General features: G+C 71.1%; 7 protein-coding genes and 1 pseudogene. 4 read left to right on the top strand and 4 right to left on the bottom strand.

Features of this window, described 5'->3' with window-relative positions; all coding sequences use genetic code 11:
• A pseudogene (locus tag SRB5_RS35555) lies at positions 1–125 on the top strand (CoA ester lyase); the annotation flags it as partial.
• 32 nt (positions 126–157) lie between these two features.
• Positions 158–1,261 (top strand): NHL repeat-containing protein, encoded by a 1,104-nt coding sequence (locus SRB5_RS35550; RefSeq protein WP_153457970.1) that lies wholly within the window; start codon positions 158–160, stop codon positions 1,259–1,261.
• A 57-nt stretch (positions 1,262–1,318) separates the two neighbouring features.
• Here SRB5_RS35550 and SRB5_RS36955 read toward each other — a convergent pair whose 3' ends face one another.
• Positions 1,319–1,804, bottom strand: coding sequence for a MarR family winged helix-turn-helix transcriptional regulator (locus tag SRB5_RS36955; RefSeq protein ID WP_323379047.1), 486 nt, complete (start codon positions 1,802–1,804; stop codon positions 1,319–1,321).
• Between the two features lie 174 nt (positions 1,805–1,978).
• On the opposite strand from SRB5_RS36955, the gene SRB5_RS35540 reads away from it, so the two are divergent.
• Positions 1,979–3,553 carry an MFS transporter gene (locus SRB5_RS35540; protein WP_153457966.1) on the top strand — a complete coding sequence of 525 codons (1,575 nt, stop codon included), beginning with the start codon at positions 1,979–1,981 and terminating at the stop codon, positions 3,551–3,553.
• On the opposite strand, the gene SRB5_RS35535 is transcribed toward SRB5_RS35540, so the two are convergent.
• From SRB5_RS35535 to SRB5_RS35525, 3 genes are all read right to left on the bottom strand, one after another.
• On the bottom strand, positions 3,554–4,324 hold the full coding sequence (locus SRB5_RS35535) for an ATP-grasp domain-containing protein (RefSeq protein ID WP_153457964.1): 771 nt from the start codon (positions 4,322–4,324) through the stop codon (positions 3,554–3,556).
• Entirely contained in the window at positions 4,321–5,142 is an 822-nt protein-coding gene (locus tag SRB5_RS35530; protein ID WP_153457962.1) for an ATP-grasp domain-containing protein, read from the bottom strand. The genes SRB5_RS35535 and SRB5_RS35530 overlap by 4 nt, the downstream gene beginning before the upstream one ends.
• Positions 5,143–5,282: 140 nt before the next feature.
• Positions 5,283–5,636 carry a TrmO family methyltransferase domain-containing protein gene (locus tag SRB5_RS35525; protein WP_153457960.1) on the bottom strand — a complete coding sequence of 118 codons (354 nt, stop codon included), beginning with the start codon at positions 5,634–5,636 and terminating at the stop codon, positions 5,283–5,285.
• A 21-nt stretch (positions 5,637–5,657) separates the two neighbouring features.
• On the opposite strand from SRB5_RS35525, the gene SRB5_RS35520 reads away from it, so the two are divergent.
• The coding region (locus tag SRB5_RS35520) for a nitronate monooxygenase (protein ID WP_267132644.1) at positions 5,658–6,035 on the top strand (378 nt) is incomplete at its 3' end.

Raw genomic sequence — 6,035 nt, 5'->3', positions numbered from 1 at the left:
GCTTCGACGGCAAGTGGACCCTGCACCCGGACCAGATCGGCCCGGCGAACGAGATCTTCTCGCCCTCGCAGGAGGACTACGACCACGCCGAGCTGATCCTGGACGCGTACGAGTACTGCACGTCCGCCGTTCCTACGATCCGGAAGGACCGAAGAGCATGCTTCGTGCCCTGAGGCGTACCGCCGCAGCCGCCGGCCTTGCCCTTGCCGCGGCAGCCGCCGCCACCCTGCCTGCCGCCGCCGATGACCCCGTGGCCTGGGAGAACGTCAGTCCCAAGGCGCCCGACAGCGTTCTGTACGACATCGAGACCGCCGGTGGTGAGACCTGGGCCGTCGGGATCACCTACGACGACGTCATGCGTCCCCTCGCCCTGCGGTGGGACGGCACCGCCTGGGACTCCCCGGCGAACGCCATCCCCGACCAGGGGCGGCTGAACGATGTCGCCGTCGCCGGGCCCGGGGATGCGTGGGCCGTCGGGGCCCAGTACACCGGGACGGAGGGGACCGGGACGCAGGTGCTGCAGCACTGGGACGGGTCCGCCTGGTCCCGGGTGGATGTGCCGGACCAGGGGGGTTCGGTCGACAGCTCGCTCTCCGCCGTCACCGTCGACGACGACGGCGCGGTCTGGGTGGCCGGGCAGGCGCAGATCAACTCCAAGGGCAACATGCGCAGCTACGTCCTGCGCCGCGACCCCTCCGGCAAGTGGACCGAGACCTCCGGCGCCGACGCGGTGGGCTGGATCAACACCCTGTCCGTCACCCCCGACGGCTCCCTGTACGCCGCTGCCTTCGAGCACGTCTTCCGCTACGACGGCAAGCGCTGGACGGCGAGCACCCCCGTACTGACGGGCGCGCGGTACGAGTCCGTACGCGTACGGGCGGCGGACGACGTCTGGGCCGTGGGCCTGCAGCAGGACGGCAAGCTCTGGCGCCGGCCGCTGATCATGCACTTCGACGGTACGGCCTGGACCCAGGTCGCCACGCCGCCGGAGACGGGCCAGGTCTTCGACATCGCCTTCGACGGCAAGGGCTTCCCGGTCGCCGTCGGCGAGAGCGTCGACCCGGCGGTCAGCAAGACGGGCACCTACATCCTCACGCCCGACACGACCGGAGCCTTCACCCACACCGAGTCCATCGACGCCGCCGGATCCCTCTACGGAGCGATGACGGACTCCCTGGGACGAGTGGTGGCGGCCGGCGTCACGAGCGACGCGCCCGAGCCGCTCCTCCCGTACGCCTACGTGGGCGTACGCGGCTACTGACGTCATGAGAAGCGGCTCCCCGATCGGGGAGCCGCTTTTCGTATGCCCGGCGAAGTCTCAGCCGCAGACCGACTCCGGCCAGCGGCCCGCCATCACCCGGCCCAGCATGTCGCGGAACATGCCCAGCTCGTGGTGCGTCAGCGAGCCGAAGAACTCCGTCTCCACCTCCGCCACCAGTGCGCTCGCCCGAGCCAGCGCCTCGCGCCCGGCGTCCGTCAGGTGGAGGCGGTAGCGGCGGCGGTCGGCGGGGTCGCGCTGCCGTTCGACGTGGGCGTTGCGTTCCATCTCGTCGATCACCGAGACCACCGTCGTCGGGTCCAGGTTCAGCAGCCGGCTCAGGTCCTGCTGGGAGAGCGAGGGGCCGCCGGCCAGTGAGGCGAGGACGAGGAAGTAGCGGTTGCGCATGCCGATCGTCGCCAGGGCCTTGCTCGCCTCCTCGTCCAGGACGACGCCCGCCTTGATCAGGAGGTAGCCGGGGCTCTCCGCGACGAGGAAGTCCTTGCGGGGCGATTGCCGCGAGTCCGCAGCGCGCTGACCTGCCACGAGTCGCTCCCTTCGACCAAGCGGAATGTCCAGTGTCGAAGATACCAACGTTCCCGGGACCGCGACCCCGTGTGCGGGGGAGGTCAGTGGATACGCCATGGATCCTTGACCGTCAATGACTCGACCATCTAGCTTCTCAATCATAGGAAATCTCGATGATTGAGGAGTCGGTGCATGTCTGAGGAACACGAACCTTCCCCCACCAGGTGGTGGACCCTCGGGATCGTCTCCCTGGGGACGTTCATGCTGATGCTCGACCTGAGCGTCGTCGCCATCGCCCTGCCGAAGATCCACGAGGACCTGGACAGCAGCTTCACCGACCTCCAGTGGGTTTTCGACGCCTACGCCCTCACCCTCGCGATCTTCCTGGTCGCCGCCGGCTCCCTCGCCGACCGCTACGGCCGCAAGCGGGTCTTCCAGATCGGCTTCCTCGTCTTCACCACCGCCTCCCTCGCCTGCGGCCTCGCCGCCGACGCCACCGCGCTCAGCCTCTTCCGCGCCGTGCAGGGCGTGGGCGCGGCGGTCATGTTCGCCGTCGGGCCGGCCATGCTCGGGCACGAGTTCCGGGGGAAGGAGCGGGCCACCGCGTTCACCGTGTTCGGCGCCGCCGTGGGGCTCGCCGTCGCGGCCGGGCCGCTCATCGGCGGGGCGCTGACGGAGTCGCTGTCGTGGCGGTGGATCTTCTACATCAACGTCCCCGTCGGCATCGCCGCCGTCGTCATCGGCGCCCTGCGGGTCGCGGAGTCGTACAACCGCAAGGCCCCCGCCACCGACTGGACCGGCCTGCTCACCTTCAGCGTGGCCCTCGGCGCGCTCGTCTTCGCGATCATCCGCGCGCCGCTGGAAGGCTGGACCAGCGCTCAGACGGTCGCGCTCTTCGCCGCCAGCGCGGTCTTCCTGGCCCTCTTCGTCGTCATCGAACGGCGCCTCGGCGACCGGGCCATGATCGACCTCGGCTTCTTCCGCAGCCCCACCTTCGTCGGCATCTCCCTCGTCGCCATGATCGGGAACGCCGCCGTGATGCCGTCGATCTTCATCGAGACCAGCTACCTCGAGAACATCCTCCGCTACGACGCCTGGGACACCGGCCTGCGCTTCCTCCCCCTCACCGGCGCGATGTTCGTGACCGGCGCCCTCGCCGGCGGCCTCATCGGCAAGGTCCCCTTCCGCGTACTGCTCGGCGGCGCGACGGCGGTGATGGCCGTGGGCCTGTACCTCCTGCGGGCTGCGGAGGCCGACTCGGCGTGGACCGTACTGCTGCCCAGCATGCTGATCAGCGGCATCGGCATGGGCGCCTTCAACCCGGCGCGCGCCGCCCTCGCCATCGGCGTCGCCGAACCCGCCAAGTCCGGCGTGGTCTCCGGCATCAACGAGACGTTCCAGCAGATCGGCGTCGCCGTCGGCATCGCCGCGACCGGCGCCTTCTTCCAGCACCGCGTCGCCGACGAGTTCGCCGCCACCAGGGCCGGCGAGGCCATGGGCGCCGACACGGCGGAGCAGGCCGCCCACGGCATCAGTGCCGGTGCCGTCGACGCCGTGGCCCAGGGCGCCGGGGCGCTGCGCGAGCAGGTGCTGGCGGACGGGCGGGAGTCGTTCGTGGCCGCCTTCCAGGACGCGATGGCGCTCTGCGCGGGCCTCGGATTCCTCGCCGCGCTCCTCGCCTTCACGCTGCTGCGCACCCGGGACCTGCACGCCAGCGCGCTGTCGTCCGTACCCCCGGAGCCCGCGGAGGCTCCCGTGGCGGTCTGATCAGCGCCCCCGCACCGCGAGCGCCGCCAGCGCGGCGGGCGCGCCCCGTGGCCCCCGGATGCCGGGGAAGGCGTTGACGTCGACGACGACGGGTGCCCCCTCGCGGTCCAGTACGTCGACGCCGTACACGTCCAGGCCGAAGACCTCCCCCGTACGCAGGGCGAGCTCGGCCCACGACGCCGGCAGGTCCCGTACGAGCGGCGCGGACCGCGCGGGCGCGCCCACGGGGGCGGGGCGCACGCCGGCGAAGACCTCGCCGGCTATCACCCACAGCTTGTGGTCCCAGCCGCTGTTCGCGACGAACTCCTGCAGGACGACGGGCTCGTGAGGCCACTTCACGGCGAGCGCCCGCAGCTCGGCGGGGGAGTCCACGCGGGCGACGAGGTCCGCGCGCCGGTTGTGACGGCTCTTGACCATGAAGGGGTACGAGGTGTCGGCACCGGCCTCCGACAGCGCGCCCAGCGTCTCCGTACGCGGCATCGGCACCCCCGCGCTCTCGGCCACCGCGGCGGTACGGCTCCGGTCCTGGCACAGCTCGGTGGCGGCGGCGGAGTTCACCACCCGGGCGCCGTGCGCCTCGAGGAAGCGCGCGAGGACGAGGGCGCGGGGGGTGTGGGCCTTCAACAGATAGACGTCGGCGAGGTCGGAGGGGGTGACGGAGGTGGTGTCCGGGTTCGTGAATATGACTTGGTGACCTGCGTCTTTCAGCGCGGACCTCGCCCCGGCGAGGAGGGGATGGTCCGGCTTGTCGGTCAGGAGGCAGACCCTCATAGCTGTGCGGGGACCCGTGTACGGGCCAGGTCGAGGATGGCGCCGGCCAGCCGCGACACGGCGTCGGGGACCTGGCGGAAGCTGGGGAAGTCGTTGACGTCGACGACCACGGGACCGTCCGGCCCGAGGACGACGTCGATGCCGTACAGGTCGAGCCCGAACACGGCCCCCACCTTCTCCGCGACGGCCGCCACCTCGGCCGGCACCGGAACGGCCCCCTCCCTGACGGGACCGTCGGGGTGCAGCGGTGAGCGGCGGAGGGTCGCGTGGAACTCGCCGGCGAGGCAGTAGACCTTCAGGTCGGAGCCGGCGTTGGGGATGTGGGGCTGGGCGATGAGCTGCCCGTCGCCCTCCAGCTCCGCCCCGGCCAGATGCGCCTTGTCCGGTACGAGCCGCACCCCGCGCCCGGAGCTGCCGTCGGCCGGCTTGACGACCAGGGGGAAGAACTCGTCGGGCACATCCGCGAACAGCGTGGCCCGCGGCGCCACGTACGTCACCGGGACCGGCAGCCCGTGCCGCCGCGCGATGACGGACGTCAGCACCTTGTCCCGTACGGCCCGTATGGACCGCGCGTCGTTCACCGTGGTCAGCCCCACGGCCGCCGCGGCCTCCAGCAGGGAGAGGCCGGGGCCGCCGGAGACGGTTTTGAGCACCCAGGCGTCGTGCGTGCCGGCCCGTACGTCGTCGGAGATCCGCACCAGGGAGCTGCCGGGATGCACCACGTCGACCCGATGACCCCATGACGTCAGCCGGCGGGCGACGTCGAGCGGCATGCTGTCATGCCGGTACAGCTCCTCCACGAGGAAGCAGAGCTTCATCCCAGTACCCCTCGGTGCCTCGCTTGTGAGGCCGAAAATATGCCGTGCGGGGGTCTCCCGAACAGAACCAGAGGGGCAACGCTACGTCACGCTTCTTCTCTCACGGCGGGCACCGTGTGCCGTTGGCATCTAGTTGCAGCTCAGTAGTAGCCGCGCATGAGCTCCGTGGCCCATTCCGGCTGCCGGACCTCGCTCCCGGTGACGCCGAACTCGGTCATGTACGGCTTGATGTCGAGCACGGGTGTGCCGTCGATGGCGTCGAGTCCGGCGACGTGCACGTCGGGCCCGTCGAGCTCGATGGTGGTGCCGGGGGCGGGGAGCCACGTGATGGTGCCCTGGGCCTTCACGAGGAAGGGGACCTCGGGGCCGTAGCCCAGCTCGCCGTCGAGGACGGCCTTCTCGGTGAGGGTCCCTCGTGTGACGGTGACCGTGGCGCCGGGGACTATGGACGTATGGCGTTGACGACATCGTTCACCCGACTGCTCGGGGTTCAACACCCCATCGTTCTGGCCCCCATGGGCGGCTCCGCCGGAGGTGAGCTGGCCCGGGCGGTGTCGGAGGCCGGCGGGCTCGGGATGGTGGGGGTCGGGGGCGGGGACGCCGGCTTGGTCGAGCGGGAGCTGCCGTTGGTGGCGGGGTGCGGACGGCCGTGGGGGGTCGGGTTTCTGACGTGGGGGATCGAGGAGGGGGCGGTCGCGCGGGTGCTGTCGTACGGGCCGACGGCGGTGATGTTCTCTTTCGGGGATCCGTCTCCGTACGTGGCTGAGGTGCGGGACGCGGGGGCGTTGGTGTTCATGCAGGTCACGGGGATGGAGGAGGCCAGGCAAGCGGTGGAGCTGGGGGCGGACGTGATCGTGGCGCAGGGGACGGAGGGCGGGGCGGTCGATCTTGCC

This window comes from Streptomyces smaragdinus (assembly GCF_009604385.1).
Lineage (GTDB): Bacteria > Actinomycetota > Actinomycetes > Streptomycetales > Streptomycetaceae > Streptomyces > Streptomyces smaragdinus.
Note: the sequence above shows the minus strand (reverse complement) of the source record. Positions and strands in the feature narration are given on the sequence as shown.